A 17,301-nucleotide genomic window follows, 5' to 3' on the forward strand; every position below is an offset into this window, starting at 1 on the left:
ACGTTTTAGAGCCTCAGGCGCTCCGCCACCATTCGCCGCTGACATCGGCGACCTCGATGCCGGTCACGTCGGCCTCGAGGAGCCAGTCGCTGACCGGCCGGCCCCTGACAACGAGCCCAGGGGCGATATCGGCAAGCGGCATCAGGACGAAACCGCGATCGGTCATACGAGGATGCGGCAACTCCAACCGCGGGGCCTGCTGGACGACGTCGCCATAGGTCAGCACGTCGATATCGAGCGTGCGCGGCCCCCAGCGCTCGATACGCTCGCGTTTCATCTCACGCTCGATCGAAAGGCAGACATCGAGCAACGCCTCCGCAGCGAGCCGGGTTTCGATGGCAGCGCAAGCATTGAAGAAGAATGATTGGTCGGTCTTGCCCCAGGGCGGCGTGCGATAGAGCCGTGATACGGCGGTGACACGACAGTCGTCGCGCCCATCCAGCCTCTGCAGCGCCGCGGCCATCGCCGTTACCGGATCGCCGATATTGCCGCCGAGACCGAGTGTGGCAGATTGCGATGCAGCCTTACGCAAGGTGCTCAACACTCACCTGGACGAAATCGAGCACGCCGGGCACTGGCGCGTTCGGCTTGCGCACCGTGATCTTCGCCCGCCGGACCTGTGGGAATTTCTGACAGAGCCCCCTGGCGATATCGAGCGCCAGGGCTTCGATGAGATAGCGTCGCTTGCCGGTGACGATTTCTTCGATCACCGTGAAGGCGATGCCGTAATTGACGGTGTCGTCGATCGAATCGCTTTCCAGCGCCTCGCCCGCGACGACATCGAGCTCGGCATCGACGAAGAAGCGCTGGCCGAGGAATTCCTCTTCGTCATGCACGCCGTGGCGCGCGAAGAAGGCGCAGTTCTGCAGCGTGATCGTGTAGGTGGTCATGTCGGCCGCTTCCTCTCGAATTCCTGGCGCGCATTGAGCATAGCATCGGCGATATCAAGCGCATCCCTGTTGATTGCGACATTGTGCACCCGGAAAACCGCAGCCCCTTGAAGCCTGAGCAGCACGCTGGTCGCGGCCGTCGCCGCGTCCCTCTCCGCCGCCTCGCGCCCCGTCACGGCGCCGAGGAAGCGTTTGCGTGACGTGCCGGCAAGCAACGGCAGGCCGAATCGCAAAAGTTCGGAAAACCGCGCCATCAGCTCCATGTTCTCCTCCGCAGTCTCCTTGGCGAAACCGAAGCCCGGATCGAGCACGATCCGGTCGCTGTTGACGCCGGCTGCGGCGGCGATCGCAAGCGATCGCTCGAGGAAATGCACCTGGTCAGCGATTACATCGGCAAGTTTGACCCTGTCGCGGCCGGTATGCATGATGCAGAGCCCCGCCCCTGTGGCCGCGGCCAAATCCGCAACACCTGCATCTTTCTGCAGTCCGGAGACGTCGTTGACAATATGGGCGCCGGCGCCGACTGCAAGCCGCGCCGTCTCGGCACGATAGGTGTCGATCGAGATCAGCGCCTCGGTTCGACCGCGTAGCGCCTCGATGACGGGCAACACCCGCGCCTGCTCTTCCGAAGGGCTGACCGGCGCCGCGCCCGGCCGGGTCGATTCACCGCCGATGTCGACGATCGCGGCACCGTCGCTGACCGCCTGCAGCGCGTGTTCGACGGCGGCATCGACGGTATCAAAACGTCCGCCGTCGGAGAAGGAGTCCGGCGTCACGTTGATGATCGCCATGATCGCCGAGCGACGGCCGAGTTCGATTTCCCGGCCATGGCCCACACGCCATAAACTGCCTTCGAGCCCTGTCACCAGACTTATCCTATTGATGACGAAAAAAGCCGTCATCCGATATTGCGCTTGCGGTGGCTATGCCCCAAGCTCCTGTCGATTTCAACATGGGTTGCGTTGAGAATGCCGCTTGCAATGCGTTATATGTGCCTTCCTGTCGCCTTTTCCATTGCTCTTTCTCTCGGCAGTCCGGCGGCAGCCGAAGTGATCGCATCGAAAAGCTATTCCTATTTCGATATCCGCGGCAAAACCGCGGATGAGCTCGACCGCGAACTCAGCCGGCGCGGCCCGACGGCGAGCGGCTCGTCGTCGCGCCATCCAGGCGCCACCAAGATACGCTTCGGCGGCGAGGCTACTTATATCCAGGATAATGGCCGATGCCGCGTCGGCAACGTCAAGGTTACGGTCCACACCCAAATCATCCTGCCGCGCTGGAAGAGCCGCAGGGGTGCCAGCAAGGAGCTGTCGCTGATATGGGACGCACTGTCGAGCGACATCAAGCGCCACGAGGAGCGTCATGCCGAGATCGCCAGAGATCAGGCCCGCGCCATGGAGCGCGCCATCCGCGCATTGCCGCAGCAGCGCAGCTGCGAGGCCATGCAGGAGCTCGTCTCAAACGAATCAGCTCGCGGTATAGAGGAGCACGATCGGCTGCAGGCGCGATTCGACCGGGTTGAGGCGGTCAACTTCCAGAAGCGCATGTTGCGGCTGTTGAAAAATCGAATCAACGGTCGAGTCGGCGCAAACTAAGGCTTTTTAAGGCCGGTGACGAGCAGAAAAACTTAGCTGCGCAACGAAACTTGTGCGAAACTTACCCCATTCCCAACGTGTTAATGGTCATTTTTCATCCTGGCAGACTCAACCGGAACGCGTTAATATGAACACATTCGAAAGTTCAGGTACGGCATCTGGACTTTCCTCGCTGGGTTCTCCTGGCGCGTTCCGAAGCCGCGGATGTTCCTCCCTCATCCGTTGGTAATGCGCCCGCCTCGCCTCGCTCGCACCAGCGCGCGAGGCGTCTTTTTTGTGGTGAGTGATGTCGGCTATTCGCACTCTGAGCGCCGTGCGTCCTTTCGACGCGCAAAGGACGCTCTGACAATCAGGATCTGCGCATCGGGCTTTCCGAAAGTCGGTTCCGATTTCCGGCTATGCCCAGGCGAAGCGCGGAACCCGTCAGGCCTGGCGTTCGGGCACGTGCACTACGAGCCCATCATAGACGGCTTTCATCCGAATCTGACAGGAGAGCCGCGAGGTGGGGCGGACATCGAAGGCGAAGTCGAGCATATCCTCTTCCATCGCTTCCGGCTGACCGACCTTCTCGGTCCATTCCTCGTCGACATACACGTGACAGGTGGCACAGGCGCAAGCGCCGCCGCATTCGGCCTCGATGCCGGGCACCGAATTGCGCACGGCATTCTCCATAACGGTGGAGCCTTGGTCGACGTCGAGGTCGAAGCGCGTGCCGTCGAAGGCGACGATGGTAAGTTTAGGCATCAGGACTATTTCCGGTCTTCAAATGGATGGGCGGATTTTCTTCCGATAATTCGACGCGTCAGTCAACAATCGGAAATCCGCCATAACCTCGCAGATCGGACCTTCGTCCACCGTCTTCAAAGCGTCATCTGGGACGTCGCAAAAAGACCCGTGGTTCCGCAATGAAACAACGGGCCTCATTCGATCAGCGAAGACTTGGAGGTTAGCCGCGGCAGAGCTTGAGAATGAAATTCTCGGCTTCGAGGACGGCAGCACCGAGCGCCGCCATCGCGATGGCATCGCCGCCGGTCTCCTCGACGACCTCAGCCGTCTGCGACACGTGGAAAGCGCCCACTGAACTCGCCGCACCTTTCAGCCGGTGAGCGGCCGCCCCGACACGCACGGTTTCGCCGCTCGCCATATCTTGAAGGCACGCCCGTGCCTGGCGCGCAAACATCTGAAGGACTTCGATTTCCAACGATTTGTCGCCCATCGTCTGCTTTGCGAGATGGACGAGATCGATCGGCCGGACCTTCGAGGGACACGGCCCCTTTGCATTATCCGGCGCCTCGAATACGATCTTCAATGCTGCCATCTGGGCCGCCATTTGCCATTTCTCCCGTCTCATGTCGTCCGCACTTGCTACAGTTCTGCGTCAGGAGGGTGGCCATCGCGTTAAATTCCGGCACATCGGGCGCGGAAATCTCACCATATGGTTAACGTCTGTTAAATATCCCTAAATTATTGGTTTTTAAGCCGAGCCTCAGATTCAAAGGTGTTAACAACAGGTTAACGAGCCGTGAATCTCAAGCCTTCATTAATTGTGTGCAGAGCCCAGATGTGTCACTACGATACTGGTGGAGCGGGTTTATGGTACGCGCCTTTGCCGAGTGAGTGGATAATGGTAGTGTTTTGATACCTTCCGTTTGAAAAAGCGGCTATCTACTCTGAAATGACATGCTTATCCGTCCGCGGTTGGGATGGAAGGCCGTAACGGCAAAGTTGTTCCCGGACAAGGCGGAAGCCGGGATGCGCTGCCGGGCCGGCCGACAGTAACGAGGCGTAACCGAATGGCGAATAACAAGTATAATGAGTCGATCGAGGACAAGGCGTTCAAGGCGTTGGACGAGGCGCTCCAGATCGACTTCGGCAAGGACAATGTGCCGTCTCGCCGCGGCGACGCGCCCCAGGCGCCGGAGGGTAATGTGTCTGATCCATCGAATGCGCGTAACCAGCAGGCCCAGGAAGAAGCGCAGCGTCGCAGCCGCCGCGGCGCCGGGGCCGAGCAGGCTTCCAGGGCTCCGGCCTTCGCCCCCGCCAATGATGCCAGCCGCAACACGCCCGCTTCGATCCTAAAATCCTTCGACGGCGCCTCCAGCCGCTCGGCGGTGCGAACCGCCACCCTGTTTTCCGTGCTTTGGGTCATGGCGGGCCTCGGCCTGATGTCGCTGCTTTATGCGCCGCAGATCTGGCAGATCCGCTCGATCGCCGATCTCGTCGCCCTGCCCGGCGTCATTGCCGGCCTGGTCGGCATCATCATTCCGGTGATGATGTTCTATGCTTTCGCCATCATGATCTCCCGAGCCCAGGACATGCGCAACGCCGCCCGCTCCATGGCAGAGGTGGCACTGCGCCTGGCCGAGCCGGAAACCATCGCTTCCGAACGCATCATGACCGTTGGCCAGGCGGTACGCCGCGAGGTTTCCGCCATGAACGAAGGCATCGAGCGCACCATCGCGCGCGCTTCCGAGCTGGAAACGCTGGTCCATTCCGAAGTCAACGCGCTGGAACGCTCCTATGCGGACAACGAGTTGCGCGTGCGCGGCCTTGTCCATGAACTCGGCTCGGAGCGGGAGGCGATCGTCAACCATGCCGACCGCATCCGCACCTCGATCGGCAGTGTCCACGATCAGTTGAAGGAAGAGCTGTCGCTCGCGACTGAAGAGATCGCAGTGCGGCTTGCGACATCGGGCGAAGCCTTCGCCTCGCTGATCGACACGCGCGCAGCGACGATCCTGGAAAAATCGGACAGTGCCCTGCAGTCGATGGGCAGCCTGCTGGCCGCCAAGACCGACAGCCTGCTCCAGACGCTCAATGCATCCGGTTTTGCGCTCGCCACCGAATTTGACAACCGCCTCGAGGCGCTCACCGCCCACCTCAATGAACACGGCGAAAGGCTGCTCAGCCAGTTCGAGACGCGCGCCTCGACCATGGACAGCAGCACCGAGAAGCTGAACGCCGCGCTGAACGAGCGCACGCATCAGCTCAATGAGATCCTGATCGCCCGCACCCGCGAGATCAACGAGAGCCTGACGTCAGGCGAACGCACCATCGGCGGGACGCTCGATGACGTGCTGTCGAAGCTGAACAACGCGCTCGACGAGAAGGGCGCAAGCTTCCGCCAGAGCCTGCAAAGCACTGCCGACGACGCGGTCATGGATCTCGACCTACGTTCCGGCTTCTTTGAAGAGCGGCTGCAGACGACCGTTGCCCAGCTGTCGACCGCCTTCGACGAGCGGGTCGCCGAATTCACGAGCGCTTTCGACAAGCGCACCGGCTCGCTCGACACCAAGCTGATGGAGAGCCTTGCCCGCATCAACGAGACGCTGACCGGCGGTTCTGATTCGATCGAAGGCATCTTGAGCTCCAGCATCGAGCGGCTCGGCTCCTCGATGACCGACCAGTCGCTGGCGCTTGCTACTGCGCTCGCAACCGGCCATGAAGTGCTGGAGAGCACGCTCAACAGCCGCACCGAAGAAATCACAACCGCACTTACCAGCCGCACCGGCGAACTGACCTCGGCGCTGCAGAGCGCCACGTCTGACATCGCGCTGGCGCTTGCATCAGGCACCTCCGACCTGCAGAACAATCTTCAGGCCCGCTCGGCCGAATTCCGCGATACGCTGCACACAACCACCACCGATTTGACCGCCGCCGTTGCCGCTGGCACCGAGCAGGTCACGACGGCCTTCGGCGGCCGCGCCGCGGAACTGACCGGCGTGCTGACGGCGCGCGCCGCAGAAATCCGGGAAGCGCTTGGCACAGCCCACGAGCGTATCGACAGCGTCATGGCGGAGCGCGGCGGAGCGCTGGTCGATGCGCTGACCAGCCACCACGGCCGCTTCGAGGAAGCGCTGACGTCGCGTTCCGACGCCATCATCAACGCCGTTTCCGGCACCCATGACCGTCTTGCGGAAACGCTTGACGAAAAGGCGATGGCGCTCGCCATTTCCCTGAACGAGAGCCAGGCCCGCATCGAGGATACACTGGAAACCCGCTCCGAGGCGCTGCTCAACGCCGTTTCCGGCACCCATGACCGCCTCTCCGAAACGCTCGACGAAAAGGCGATGGCGCTTGCTATTTCCTTGAACGAAGGCCAGAGCCGCATCGAAGACACGTTGGAAACCCGTTCCGCTGCCTTCCTCAGCGCCGTCTCCGGCACGCATGATCGGCTGTCGGAAACGCTGGATACGAAGGCAGCGGCCCTGACCACCTCGCTCGACGAGCGCCATGCCCGCATCGAAGACGCGCTCGGAACCCGCGCCGAAGCCTTGTTGAACAGCGTGTCCGGCACGAGCGAGCGGCTTGCCGAAACCTTGGATGAAAAGGCAATGGCGCTGGCCATTTCCTTGAACGAGAGCCAGGCCCGCATCGAGCAAACGCTAGAAACCGGTTCCGCTGGCCTGCTGAATGCCGTCTCCGGCACGCACGACCTGTTTGCCGAGACGCTGGAAGGTAAGGCGGCAGCGTTTGCCAACTCGCTGAGCGAGACCCAGGCGCGTATCGAAAATACGCTCGAAACCCGCTCCGCGGCCCTTCTGAACGCCGTCTCCGGCACCCATGACCGTCTCGCTGAGACCCTGGATGAAAAGGCGATGGCGCTTGCCATCTCGCTGACGGAAAGCCAGGCCCGCATCGACGACACGCTGCAGACCCGATCGGCAGCCCTGCTGAATGCAGTCTCCGGCACCCATGATCGTCTGTCCGAAACGCTGGACGAGAAGGCGATGGCACTCGCAATCTCTCTCAACGAGAACCAGACGCGGATCGAAGACACGCTGAAAGCTCTCTCCGAAGCTTTCCTCAGGGCCGTCTCCGGTACGCATGAGCGTATCGCCGAAACCCTTGACGAGAAGGCATCGGCACTGACCGCCTCCTTGAACGAAGGCCAGAGCCGCCTGCAGGACACTCTGGAGAGCCGCTCGGAATCGTTCCTCAATGCGGTTTCTGCCACCCATGACCGCCTGTCCGAGACGCTCGATGATCGGGCGATGGCCCTTGCCATTTCGCTGAACGAGAGCCAGAGCCGCCTCGAGGAAACGCTGACGAGCGGCGCCGATGCGATCACCAATGCGGTCTCCGGCACGCATGAACGCCTGAATGGAGTGCTCGACCAGAAGGCTAGCGCGCTGGCCGCCTCGCTGAATGAAGGTCAGGTTCGCCTCGAGGAAGCCTTGGGACACCGCACCGCCGCACTCGTCGGCGCGGTAACGGCAAGCCATGACCGGCTCACCGATAAGCTCGACGAGAAGACCATGGCGCTCGCCATTTCCCTCGATGACAACCAGAGCCGCTTCGACAGCGCCCTCGAAGCCCGCAGCAATGCGATCATGGAAGCCGTTGCCAATGCCGAGGCCCGAGTCGCCGGCGCCTTTGCCGACAAGACGGACGCCATCCACAACGCCTATGCCGACAATCAGCGACGGCTTGAATCCGCGCTTGCCGAGCACAGCGCCACGCTTTCTGGCGTTCTCGATGCGGGCGGTGCCCGTTTTGAGGATCTCGTAAGCGGCTTGACCGGCCGGATCGATGGCCGCCTGAGCGATGCCCATGCGCGGCTCGGGGGCCTGGCCGAGGAAGCCGCGGCGCGCATCGAAGGTGGGCTTGCCTCTGCCCATGAGCGCATCCGCACGACGCTTGAGGATCGCGGCAATGCCATCGAGTTGTCGCTGAACCAGGCGCATGCGCAGATCAGCGATACGCTGACCGAACAGGCGACCAGCATCGGCACTTCGGTGGCGACGAGCATCAGCATGCTCGAATTGTCGCTGGAAGACCGTGAAGCTTCGATCCGTCAGGCGATCGATGCCGGCGCCCAGACACTGGAAGATCGGATGCGCACCGGCGCCGGCCAGATCGCCGGCCGCTTCCAGGAGGCAGCGAACGCTATTTCGAGCTCCGCCGAAAGCCTATCCTCCCATCTCGACCGGTCGGTCGAAAACCTCGCGGGACGTCTCGAACAAACCGGTTCTCGTATGGAAGCCGGCCTTACGGCCATCGAGACCCGCATACGTGACGGCGTCGGCGGCGTTGCCGAAAAGGTCGAAGCTGCCAGCAGCCAGCTTTCCGGGGTGCTTGCCGACGGCATTTCCCGTCTTGGCGCGCTTGGTGACGATGCCACCCAGCGCATCTCGGCGACACTCGAAGGAAGCGCCGCAAATCTTACCCAGGCCATCGACAGCCGCACCGCCAATCTGGCTGAGACGCTTGACAGCCGCACGACCTCGCTTGCAGGCGCGATCGAAGGCCGCACGGCAAGTCTCGGCGAAACCCTTGACCGCGGCAACGAACGCATTGAGGAACGCCTCTCCACCATGGATCGCGCGTTGACTGTCGGCCTCGAAGCCGTGAACCGCACCATCGAAGGCAAGGCCGCCGGCCTCGCCTCGACGCTCCGCAGCGCGGTGGCCGAAGCAGCCCAGGGAATGGAAGGCGAAGCGACGAGAACCACAGAACTGCTCGGCAAGACCGGCCAGCAGTTCGCCGAGGATCTCAATGCGAAAAGCGACGAATTCACCCGCACCATGGATGAGCGCTCGTCACAGATCGTCACGCGGGTCGCCGAAGCTCAGAACCGCCTGGCAACCCAGGCCGCTGCCGTCGCCCAGACCTTCTCGGAAGCCGGCAATGCCATTGTCAACAAGGTCGCCGAGGCCGAGACCATCGTAGGCACGCAGGTTAATGCGATTTCCAGGGCCCTGTCGGATGCCGGTCAGTCTCTCGAGGCGCGTGGCAATGCCATCCGCACGACGCTCTCTGGGGCCGGCAGCGAGATTTCCTCCACCATGGCGGATGTTGAAAAGGCGCTCGAAGCCCGCAGCAGCGCCATCCGCTCCAATCTCGAGGAGCGTGCCCGTGAGATCGATACCACCCTTTCCGACGTCGACCGGGCGCTCGAAGCGCGAGGCAACTCGATTCGCTCGACGCTTGAGGAACGCACCCGGGACCTCAACTCGATGCTGGCAGGCCGCTCTGTCGAATTGACCCGTATACTCGACGAAACGGCCCGTCCGATCATCGATCGCTACACCGATGCCGGCGAGCAGGCCGCGGCCCGCATCACCGCCGCGGCCAGCCAAAGTGCGGACCGTCTGCGCGCCGAGAACGAAGCGCTCGCAAGCGCCGTTGCCGCCCGCACCGAGAATGTCGCCAACGCCGTCAGCGCCATCGAGAACAGCCTCGTCGGCAACGTCAACGGTCTGGTTCAGCGCATGTCGGAAAGCAGCGCGGCGATGGCGATGATGATGAACCGCGCCGCCGAGCAGCTGACGAGTGTCGACGGGCGCCTCGGCGAAACCACGACCCGCTTTGCCGACTCCGCTACCAAGGCTGCCGAAATGGTCAACGCCTCGACCAGGCTTCTCGAAGGCAAGGTCGACCGCCTGTCCGACATTTCCGGGCAGACTCTGGCCCAGGTCGGCAGCATTATCGGCCGCTTCGACGAGCATTCCAAGGTTCTCACCCAAGCTTCGCACCTTTTGGGTGCGGCCCAGTCCAACTTGGTGTCGACGCTCGAAGAGCGCGAGAGCGCGCTTCAGGCCCTCTCGGTCAGCCTCGTGCAGCGCTCGAGCGAGATCGAAAAGACGATGCGTGGGCTCGGCGGCATGATCGAGACCGTGTTCGAGCGCGCCGAGCAGCGTTCAAACCAAGTCACCGGTAATCTACGTGAGGGTGTACAGTCCTCCTTTGCCGATATCGGCCGCGTTCTGACGGAAACCGAGAAGCGCGCTCAGGAAGCCGCCGAGACCATGCGCGAGGCGATCACCCGCGCCGGCAACGAGGCCAATACGACGATCGACAGCACCTTCGCCAATGTCGAACGCCGTTCCGGCGATCTCTCCAATCGTATTCGCGGCGGCCTCACCGCCTCGTTGTCGGAAGTCGAGCGCATGCTCGGCGAAGCTGGCCGCGCCTCCGACGGTGCCGCCCAGCACATGCGCGAATCGCTGCGCGAGGCGATCGAGGATGCCGTCGGCCGCTTCTCCGGCGCCACCGAGGACATCCGCCGCTCTGCTGCCGACATACGCAATGAACTCGACGCTACACGCGCCGAACTGAAGCGCGGCGCCTTCGACTTGCCGGAGGAGGCCAAGGAAAGCGCCTCGGCCATGCGCCGCGCTGTCGCCGAACAGATCAAGGCGCTGCAGGACATCTCGCAGCTTGTCGGCCGCTCCAGCCAGCAGCTCGAGCTCTCCGAGCCTGTCGCCCGCTCGCTTGCCCAGGCGCAGCCGGCGCCGCGCCCGACGCAGCCGATCGCAGCCCAACCACCGCAGCCGGCAGCGCCTGCGCCGATCGAAGCGACGGGTCTACGCGGAACAATCGCGCCGTCCGCTCCGGCAGTCGCCCCTCAGCGAGCCGCCCAGCAGCCCGCCCCCACTCGCCAGGAACTGGGCCGTCAGGAACCGGCCCGGGAAAGCGGCGGCTGGATCAGCGATCTCCTGCGGGGTGCATCCCGTGAAGAAGCTGCGGACGCGGCGCCGGCCCGTGCTCCCGCTCGCTCGGCGGAAACCGCCGCACCGGCCGCGCGCAGCAACGACAGCCGCAATCCGCGCCATGTCGTGGAATCGCTGAATTCGCTCTCCGTCGATATCGCCCGCGCCATTGATCACGATGCCTCGGTTGATCTCTGGCGCCGCTACCAGCGCGGCGAGCGCGACGTCTTCACCCGCCGCCTCTACACGCTGAAGGGCCAGCAGACCTTCGACGAGATCAAGCGCAAATACGACCGCGAACCGGAATTCCGCACCGCCGTCGACCGTTATATCGGCGATTTCGAAAAGCTGCTGGCCGACGTCGCCCGAACTGACCCGAACCAGACCGTCACACAGTCCTACCTGACCTCGGATACGGGCAAGGTCTACACCATGCTCGCCCATGCAGCCGGCAGGCTCAGATAGAGTCTGGCAGATATTGTTGACCTCAGCTGAAGCCGCCTGAACCTGTGTCAGGCGGCTTTCACTTGCGATGCGGGGTGTGAGCCGCGCGATGACGGGATCGCCCGCGGCCGGCTACATTGGCATTTCACAAACCTCTGTATGCCGCGCCCGCTCCCAGCAGCAGGGCAGAGGGACTTTTGCACGCAGTACCCCGCAACAGAGCTGGACATTATACGGGCAGCGGGCGATCGGCCCCGATCTTGACGACCAATGCGTCAACAATCTCTTGCACATTCATCGCAGCCGTATCGACGACGATCGGCCTGCGATCCCAATCGTCATAGACCCTGTCGACGATCTGCTGCCACGTCGGTTTGACCAAGCCCTGGACATCGCTTTCCCGCGTCTCGGCCCTGCGGCGATGTTCGATTTTATCGGAACAGATAACCTCGACCTCGACGGCGCTCACCTGGGACCGTTCTGCGACCGCCAGCCAGGCGTCACGCGTTATCTTCAGCGGGTTGACGGAGTCGGCGATCACCAACCTGCCGAGGGCGAGATTGTCCTCGGCAACGCCGTATGCCACCACATAGCCTGCAGAGCCGACGTCTCTTGCATGATCCCCAGACGTTCTGATTGCCTGTTCGATCGTGTCGACCCTTACATATACGGCTTTGAGCCGTCTCGCGAGCGCACCGGCAATAGTCGTCTTTCCACTACCCGGCAAACCGCCGAAGATAATCAGCATGGCTTCTCACACTGCTTGAACCGTGTGTCATCAGAGCCGGACCGATTGCCCGCCTTCCACCTTTCCTTGTAGAGGAGATGAAAGGCAGGGGCAAAGGAGATACAACTTGCCGGCCCCGGTTCCACATACCCTACTGATCGGCCGCTATACCCCAGTTATAGATGCACCGATCGAGGCCGATGGCGATTTCCAGTACGAGGACATCGTGGTCGACGGCCGCTCCCTTTTTGGCCTGCGACCGGTAGCGCTGCGGAAAATCGGTGCGTCGCGAGATCGAGCAGACTTCCATCCAGTTGTCGCCATTATTGACCTCGATATCCGTCGTCACCTCGGAATAGGCCGGCAACCGATCGGAGGACACTACCCGCGTAGGTAGATGGATCAGCGAAGCCGATCATGCGGCGCACCGGTTCGAGGCAAGCCGCGTGATAGTCGTTGCCGCTGTCGGCGGTGAAGGCGCATTGAAATTCGAGCTGCCAAAAATTCCTTCAGCCGCATTTGTTTCGTCGGCTGCTCCTGCTCGCGACGATAGGACCTCCCAGCCTGCCAGACACAGAGAGGCAGCCGCGTCTTCGAATGGTTGCCAGAATATGCTGCATGTAGACATAGGTCGAAGGCGTGGCCTCCGGCCTCAGCACCAGCGTAGTATCGCTGGCGCCGAGTTGCTCCTGGACCCAGATGTCGGCATTCGAATAAGCGCTTGAAACCAACGACCGCGGCATCAGCGCCGGCGCTTCGATCCTTCGCACATCCCAGGCCGGATTGACCGATCTGAGAAAGCTGCGGACCTCTTGCGAGAAGAAGCCGATCAGATGATCGCGCAGATTGATCTCGCGCTCCTCCCAATGGACGAGCGAATTGACGTGATAAATATTGTGTCTCCCTGGCAACCCTGATTGACGTGGTGAAGGGCTTTACGTCCGGCGGCGCGCCGGCCGCATGCAGCGCCCGGACGTCACAGCAGGACGCGGAGACCTCGTCCACCAAGGGCGCGCGCGATCCCGACCTGCTTGCAGGTGCGGTCGTGATGGGAGAAAAGCGCTCGGTTCGTGCTCATGACGTTTACGTGCCGTGCGTGCGACTGTCAAAACCTGAAGGTCCGAGACAAAAAGTATCATCTGTGGAAGGGGCTTTTTTATTGCTCGCCGTCCTTCATTCCGTCACAAACTTTTCCGATCCGCTTGCGTTTAAATCCAACGGCTCCTCGGCCGTGCAACGAAAGAGACAGCAATACCGATGACCATGACGACATCCCGGCTCCTTGCCACCGCGCTCTCGTCCACCTTGCTGATGGGCGCTTTCATGCCGGCCGAGGCCGGTCAGGCAAGCTTCGTCATCGATGCGCAGTCCGGTCAGGTCCTTGAAGCTTCCAACCAGGACGATCTCAACTATCCCGCCTCGCTGACCAAGATGATGACGCTCTATCTCGCTTTCGAGGCGCTGCACGATGGACGCCTCACCTGGGATCAGAAGCTCACTATGTCGGAAAACGCCGAGAGCAAGGAGCCCTTCAAGCTTGCGGTCGGCGCCGGCCGGAAGGTGACGCTGCGTGAAGCCGTCGAAAGCATCGTTGTGCTGTCCGCCAACGATTCCGCGGTGGCGATCGCTGAACAGCTCGGCGGCTCCGAACAGGCTTTCGCCAGAACGATGACCGACAAGGCGCGCCAGCTGGGGATGAAGGACACGGTCTTCAAGAACCCCTCGGGCCTTCCCGATCCGGAGCAGGTGACCACGGCTCGTGATATGGCCACGCTCGGTGTTTCGCTGATGCGGGACTTCCCCGAGGAGTTCAAGCTCTTCTCGATGCGCGGCTTTCAGTTCCGAGGCATGAAACTGCGCGGCCACAACAATCTGATGTATCGCTATGACGGCGTCGACGGCATCAAGACAGGCTATACCGATGCATCGGGCTACAATGTCGTGACCTCGGCGTTGAAGGATGGCCGCCGCGTCGTCGGCGTCGTCATGGGCGAAAAGACGGCAAGCCTGCGTGACGACAAGATGGCGAGCCTCCTCGATAGCGCCCTGCCGTCATCACCAACCGCCACTGCCTCCACCACGCCAGGCACTCAGCCTGCAGCGACGATGACGGATGCGCAGCCGACGAAGTAAACGGCAAGCGAAGCTGGATGATCGTGACGCACTTCGTTACCGGAAGGCCCACTTCCAGTTTGGCGCCCGGTACGATAACGGGCTCGTCACAGTCGACCACTCAGCGGCAGAACGTGTCCTCGAGCGACACCTCTTCGGCTGCCAGACCGGAGCACGCCTTGTACCATTGCCGGTGCGCATGACTAGCGAGGCGATACCGGCGACGGAACGCCATCTTAGATTGAGCGCAGCGTCCAGCTGACGATCTCCGAAACCACCGTCGAAAAGGCGCGGTCGAGACCCTTGACGAAACCGGCATTGTCGCCACCGGCCGGCGCCGTGGCGCGAAACACCTTCTGAGTGCGTACCGAACCGTTTCGGTCGTTGAGAATCTTGGCGGAGATTTCGACCACCGCCTGGTTGCCGCTGGAAGCGTCGATCTCGAATGAGCGGATGTCCGTGACGATCTGGTAATCGATCGCCAGCCCCTGCCCCGGCATGCCAACGCCGCCGAGCTTGCCGGAATTCTCGAAAGCCTCGACCAGTTTCGATTGAACGATGCGCGGCAGCTTGTCGCCCCATTGGGCTCGCGACAGATATTGGATTTCCGAGGACGAGACGCGGATAAGAATCTGGTCGCTGTCGAGCGCCCTCAGCGCCGTCGGGCTTGCAATCAGTATCTGGCGGGATTTGGCCGCGGGTCCGTCGCCATCAACGGCGCCCGGCAGGTCATAAGTGTCGTTCTTGGCCGTAGTACCGCACCCGGAAAGGATCAGCGCCGTCAACGGCAGCGCGATCGCCGTTCCCCTGATCCACGAACGGCGCGACAGCAGATGCGATGCGACCATATTAGGCTACCCCTGACTTCCCCTGTTAACGCCGCGTCCGGCCGTCGTACTGCTTGACCGTGTCCCCGCCGAAGATCAGGCGTTGCGGATTGCGGTCGAAGTTGCTGATCGTATCGTTGAGATTGCTCACGGTTCCGCGCATGTCATTGATGAGAGTCTGCACGTCGCGCAAGCCGCCGCTCGAGAATTTCTGTAGATTGTCGGCGATCGGACCGATGCGCGAGTTCAGATTGTCCGCAACCTTCTTAAACGATTCGAGCGTCGCGCGCGCCTCGGCAAACAGAGATTGCGTATTGTCGGTGCCGAGCAGCGCATCGACCTTGATGAGAATGCCGTCGATGCGGGTCGAGGCCGAATTCAGCTTGTTGGCAAGCTGCGACACGTCCTGGATCGTCTGGTCGATATCTTTCTGGCGCAACGAAACCGTGTTGGCGACATCGCGGATCGAGGCAACTGCCGCACGCGCATCCTTCGTGGCTTGCGAGATATCGTCGACCGAACCCTTGATTTTCGCCGGGTCGATCTGGGCGACGAGCGTGTCGACGCGGTCAAGCGTCGCCTGCGCCTGCTTGCCGAAATCGTTGAAGGTGGTGGCCGTCTCGTCGAACTTCTGGATCGCGCCCTTGAGATCGCCTGAGGCATCGGCGACATTGGCGGTGATCTTCTCGGCATTGGAGACGATATTGTCGATCTTCTGAGCGTCAACTGCCTTGACCAGCGATTCCACGGCCTGGAGCGTAGAATCGACACGGCCGGAGACCGCCTTCACCGTATTGGAGAGTTCGCCGACGCTCTGCAGGAATGCATCGATATTGTCGGAATTCTTGGCAAGAGCATCCGAAAAGGTTTCGGCATTCTTGAATGTCTGGGTAAGCGGAGCGCGCGAGTCTTCGATAAACCCCTGAAGTTCGCCGACCGCGCCGTTGGCGCGATCGAGGATCTTGTCGGCGGTCGCCAGAAGATTGGTAACGCTCGACTGGTCGGCGACGATGACGGCGCGTTTGCCGCTTTCGATCGCATGTTTGAGGATACTCTCCTCGCCCTTGCGGCCGCCCGACAGCTCGATGTAGGCGGCCCCCGTCAGTCCCTGAATTTCTAGGGCAGCCTTGGTGGAGGGGTAGATCGGCGCGTCAGTGCGCACCTGGGTGAAGGCCAGCGAATATTGGGGATCGTCGGCATCAATCGACAGCGTCTGCACCGAGCCCACCTGAATACCATTGAAGCGCACCGGAGAGCCGACGCTGAGGCCGTTCGCCGAGCCGGGTATACGCACGATCAACTCCGTCATCGGGCCGCCGCGGCCATATTCGGCCATCCAGTAGACGAAGCCGAAGGCGGCCGCGATCACCAGCACCGTGAAAAAACCGACAATCGTATAATTGGCTTTGGTTTCCATCTATCCGGTCACTTCCCGCCGCTGCCGTTGCCGTGCCGCGCGCCACTGTCCTGCGGCACGATCGATCGTGCTCGCTTACCCTTGAAATAGGCCTGCACCCACGGATCGTCATAGGCCAGCATGTCGTCGATCGTGCCTTCCACCATTACCCGCTTCTTTCCGAGCACGGCAATACGGTCACAAACCGAAAACAGGCTGTCGAGATCGTGCGTCACCATATAGACGGTCAGCCCGAGACTATCGCGCAGATTGGCGATGAGTTCGTCGAACTCGGCCGCTCCGATCGGATCGAGACCTGAAGTCGGTTCGTCCAGAAAGACGAGCTCGGGATCGAGCGCCAACGCACGGGCAAGCGCGGCACGCTTGATCATGCCGCCCGAAAGCTCGGACGGATATTTGTCGGCCGCATCGGCGGCAAGCCCGACCATGCGGATCTTCAGGTGCGCCAGCTCATCCATCAGCGAGCGCGGCAAATCGAGATATTCTCGCATCGGCACCTGGATGTTTTCCTTGACGGTCAACGACGAAAACAATGCACCCTGCTGGAAGAGCACGCCGAGCCGCATGTCGAGCGCGTTGCGCTGCGGCTCGTTGAGCTCATCGAAGTCCTGGCCGAGGATCTTTATCGTGCCGGAGCGGCGCGGCAGCAGCCTTAGCACCGTGCGCATCAGCACCGACTTGCCGGTGCCCGACGCGCCAACGAAGCCGAGGATCTCGCCGCGATAAATATCAAGGTTCAGATTGTCGAGCACCACCTTCGAACCGAAAGCAACGGTGACGTCGCGCGCAGAAAGCACGATATCCCTGCCCTGTCCTTCGCTTTCGATCCGTTGCTCGTTCACGCGGTCCGCCAT

At 61.9% G+C, this 17,301-nt stretch carries 12 protein-coding genes and 1 pseudogene; 3 read left to right on the top strand and 10 right to left on the bottom strand.

The window, feature by feature from the left end; all coding sequences use genetic code 11:
* Nucleotides 1-13: 13 nt before the first annotated feature.
* From folK to folP, 3 genes are read right to left on the bottom strand one after another with little or no spacing between them, the layout of a single operon-like run.
* The gene (folK, locus tag J2J98_RS11700; RefSeq protein ID WP_207603116.1) at nt 14-532 is read right to left on the bottom strand and encodes a 2-amino-4-hydroxy-6-hydroxymethyldihydropteridine diphosphokinase; all 519 of its coding nucleotides are present in this window, start codon (nt 530-532) and stop codon (nt 14-16) included.
* Nucleotides 525-890 (bottom strand): dihydroneopterin aldolase, encoded by a 366-nt coding sequence (folB, locus tag J2J98_RS11705; RefSeq protein WP_207601129.1) that lies wholly within the window; start codon nt 888-890, stop codon nt 525-527. The genes folK and folB overlap by 8 nt, the downstream gene beginning before the upstream one ends.
* Nucleotides 887-1,756 carry a dihydropteroate synthase gene (gene folP, locus J2J98_RS11710; protein ID WP_207601130.1) on the bottom strand — a complete coding sequence of 290 codons (870 nt, stop codon included), beginning with the start codon at nt 1,754-1,756 and terminating at the stop codon, nt 887-889. Before folP ends, folB begins: the two co-directional genes overlap by 4 nt.
* A gap of 102 nt (nt 1,757-1,858) precedes the next feature.
* Here folP and J2J98_RS11715 point away from each other — a divergent pair, with 102 nt between their 5' ends.
* Nucleotides 1,859-2,485, top strand: a complete 627-nt coding sequence (locus tag J2J98_RS11715; protein ID WP_207601131.1) for a DUF922 domain-containing Zn-dependent protease — start codon at nt 1,859-1,861, stop codon at nt 2,483-2,485.
* Nucleotides 2,486-2,908: 423 nt separating this feature from the next.
* Here the strand turns inward: J2J98_RS11715 and J2J98_RS11720 are convergent, their stop codons facing one another.
* Nucleotides 2,909-3,229, bottom strand: coding sequence for a 2Fe-2S iron-sulfur cluster-binding protein (locus tag J2J98_RS11720; protein ID WP_003540151.1), 321 nt, complete (start codon nt 3,227-3,229; stop codon nt 2,909-2,911).
* Nucleotides 3,230-3,431: 202 nt separating this feature from the next.
* Nucleotides 3,432-3,815: an Hpt domain-containing protein gene (locus J2J98_RS11725; RefSeq protein WP_082930498.1), complete on the bottom strand. Its 384-nt coding sequence runs from the start codon at nt 3,813-3,815 to the stop codon at nt 3,432-3,434.
* A 463-nt stretch (nt 3,816-4,278) separates the two neighbouring features.
* Between J2J98_RS11725 and J2J98_RS11730 the strand changes: the two genes are divergently transcribed.
* Nucleotides 4,279-11,385: an apolipoprotein A-IV repeat region-like domain-containing protein gene (locus J2J98_RS11730; protein WP_207601132.1), complete on the top strand. Its 7,107-nt coding sequence runs from the start codon at nt 4,279-4,281 to the stop codon at nt 11,383-11,385.
* Between the two features lie 208 nt (nt 11,386-11,593).
* On the opposite strand, the gene J2J98_RS11735 is transcribed toward J2J98_RS11730, so the two are convergent.
* Complete coding sequence (locus tag J2J98_RS11735; protein WP_207601133.1) at nt 11,594-12,112, bottom strand: P-loop nucleotide/nucleoside kinase family protein; 519 nt, start codon at nt 12,110-12,112, stop codon at nt 11,594-11,596.
* A 130-nt stretch (nt 12,113-12,242) separates the two neighbouring features.
* A pseudogene (locus J2J98_RS11740) lies at nt 12,243-13,002 on the bottom strand (aminoacyl--tRNA ligase-related protein).
* Nucleotides 13,003-13,348: 346 nt separating this feature from the next.
* Between J2J98_RS11740 and J2J98_RS11745 the strand changes: the two are divergent.
* A complete protein-coding gene (locus J2J98_RS11745; protein WP_207601134.1) occupies nt 13,349-14,224 on the top strand; it encodes a D-alanyl-D-alanine carboxypeptidase family protein in 876 nt (291 codons plus the stop codon).
* A 215-nt stretch (nt 14,225-14,439) separates the two neighbouring features.
* On the opposite strand, the gene J2J98_RS11750 is transcribed toward J2J98_RS11745, so the two are convergent.
* The 3 genes from J2J98_RS11750 to J2J98_RS11760 are packed head-to-tail and all read right to left on the bottom strand — an operon-like array spanning nt 14,440 to nt 17,301.
* Nucleotides 14,440-15,051: an ABC-type transport auxiliary lipoprotein family protein gene (locus tag J2J98_RS11750; RefSeq protein ID WP_064705151.1), complete on the bottom strand. Its 612-nt coding sequence runs from the start codon at nt 15,049-15,051 to the stop codon at nt 14,440-14,442.
* A 25-nt stretch (nt 15,052-15,076) separates the two neighbouring features.
* On the bottom strand, nt 15,077-16,447 hold the full coding sequence (locus J2J98_RS11755) for an MlaD family protein (RefSeq protein ID WP_064705152.1): 1,371 nt from the start codon (nt 16,445-16,447) through the stop codon (nt 15,077-15,079).
* A gap of 8 nt (nt 16,448-16,455) precedes the next feature.
* Nucleotides 16,456-17,301 (bottom strand): ABC transporter ATP-binding protein, encoded by an 846-nt coding sequence (locus J2J98_RS11760; protein ID WP_064712644.1) that lies wholly within the window; start codon nt 17,299-17,301, stop codon nt 16,456-16,458.

This window comes from Rhizobium bangladeshense (genome assembly GCF_017357245.1).
In the GTDB taxonomy this organism is placed as follows: domain Bacteria; phylum Pseudomonadota; class Alphaproteobacteria; order Rhizobiales; family Rhizobiaceae; genus Rhizobium; species Rhizobium bangladeshense.